Origin of the sequence: Ferrovibrio sp., assembly GCF_035304305.1 — a bacterium.
Lineage (GTDB): Bacteria > Pseudomonadota > Alphaproteobacteria > Ferrovibrionales > Ferrovibrionaceae > Ferrovibrio.
Genome location: NZ_DATGQG010000157.1, coordinates 1 through 2,146 on the forward strand (window position 1 = coordinate 1; position 2,146 = coordinate 2,146).

Sequence of the window (2,146 nt, forward strand, 5' to 3'; positions counted from 1 at the left end):
GTCGGCTCGTCCATCACCAGGATCGGCGTGTTGGCGATGATGGCCCGCGCCAGCGCAATCGATTGCCTCTGCCCGCCCGACAGCCCCTCGCCCCGCTCGGCCAGCATCATGTCGTAGCCCTGCGCGCTCTGGCTCACGAAGTCATGGACCCCGGAGGCTATCGCCGCGTTCAGAATGTCCTCATCCCGCGGGCGCCGCGCCCCGACGGCGATGTTCTGCCGGATCGTTCCGGAGAACAGCCAGATATCCTGCAGGACGGCGCCGATATTGCCGCGCAGGTCGGCGGGGTCGATCTGCCGCAGATCCGTGTCATCGACGAAAATCCCGCCCTCATCCGGGTCGTACAGGCCCAGCAGCAGGCGCATGGCCGTGCTTTTCCCAGACCCGATGCGCCCGACCAGCGCGACCTTCTCGCCCGGCTGGATCGTGAAGGACACGCCCTTGAGCGCGTTCACCGACTGCCCGGGATAGCGGAAGCTGACATCCCGGAACTCGATCTTCCCGCTCAGGCGGGTGCGGCTGACATAGCGCCGGTCCGCCTGCCGCTCTGTCGGCTCCTTCATCATCGCATCCAGATTCCGGTAGGACGTCCGGGCCTGGTTAATCCGCGTCATCGTCTGCGCCAGCTGGCCAAGCGGCGCCAGCGCCCGGCCCGACAGCATCACCGAGGCGATCAGGGCGCCCATCGACAGCTCGCCGGCCGAGATCAGGAAGACGCCGAAAAACACGATCCCGACCTGGGTCGCCTGCTGGGCGAACGTCGTCGCGTTGATGGCCAGCTGGGTGACCCGCCGGTTCCGCGCGCCGATGCCGGACTGGGCATTGATGCTGGCCTCCCAGCGCTGGCGCATGAGCGGCCCGGCGCCGGTGGTTTTGATCGTCTCCAGCGCGCTGATGGTCTCGACCAGCACGCCCTGCTTGGTCTGGCCTTCCTCGAACGCCTGGGAGGCGAACCGCGCCAGCAGCGGCTGCAGCACGATGCCGAGCACCAGGATGGCCGGCACCGCCACACCCGGCACCAGCGCCAGGGGTCCGCCGATCATGGCGATGACGAAGAGGAACAGCAGGATGAACGGCAGGTCCACCACCGCAACAAGGGTGGCCGACGTGAAGAAATCGCGCAGGGTTTCGAATTCCCGCAGCGCATTGGCGAAGGCGCCCGCCGAGCCGCGGCGGGATTTCATCTGCATGTTCAGCAGATAGTCGAAGATCGACCGGCCGATGGCGAGGTCGGCTCGCATCCCCGCCGTATCGACGAAGATCGACCGGAGCGTCCGGATCAGGAAGTCGAAGCCGATGGCCAGCGAAACGCCGATGGTGAGGGCGATCAGGGAGTCTATGGCCTCGTTCGGCAGAATCCGGTCGTAGACCACCATGACAAACACCGAGACCGAAAGGCCGAGGAAGTTGGTCAGCGCCGCCGCGACGCCGACCTGGACATAGCTCCACCAGTTGTCCGTGATCGGCCCCCAGAACCAGTGCCCCGACATGCCGGCCGCCGCCGAGGAGGAGGCTTCCGGCAGGCTGTGGCGGTAGGGCCGCACCACCACGACATAGCCGGCATAATCCTCCGCGATCTCCGCCTCCGACAGCACCACCGCCTCGGGACCGTAATCGCTGTGGTAGGCGGCTATCCTGCCTGGTCCGATGCGTTCGACCAGGACAATGGCACGGCCATCGCGCATCATGGCGACCAGCGGCAGGATGGCATTGTCGATTTCGGAAAGCTCCTGCCGGCCGACCGTCGTGGCCAGCCCGACGCGCCCCGCGATGCGCACGAACTGCTCCGCCGTCATGGCGGAATTGAGTCCGGTCAGGCTGGCGCGGATGACGCTTTCCGACACCGGCATGTCGAAATGCCGGCACAGGAATATCAGACAGGCTTCGAGCTGATCCTCGGTGGCAGTCTGCTGCACGGGGACGGCCAGCCCTGGAATCGTCTGGGCGTCAGTCTCACTCATAGGGAAGCTCTCCAACCTCGAAAATGTCCAGAAGCTGGCCGGTCACCCCGGCAAGCACGTAATGCGCCAGGTCCAGCGCGATGCGCTCGTCGACCAGCGCCGTCCGCGTGCTGAAGAGGTCCTGCTGGGCTTCGAGGACGTCGGTCAGGCTGCGCCGCCCGATCGAGAACAGGTCCAGGTACGAC

At 66.3% G+C, this 2,146-nt stretch carries 2 protein-coding genes; both read right to left on the reverse strand.

Annotated features, from left to right (window positions below):
- Window positions 1-1,961: type I secretion system permease/ATPase (locus VKZ87_RS17590; RefSeq protein WP_324222579.1), on the reverse strand; the 1,961-nt coding region annotated here is incomplete at its 3' end.
- Window positions 1,954-2,146: hypothetical protein (locus VKZ87_RS17595; protein WP_324222580.1), on the reverse strand; the 193-nt coding region annotated here is incomplete at its 5' end. The genes VKZ87_RS17595 and VKZ87_RS17590, both read right to left, overlap by 8 nt.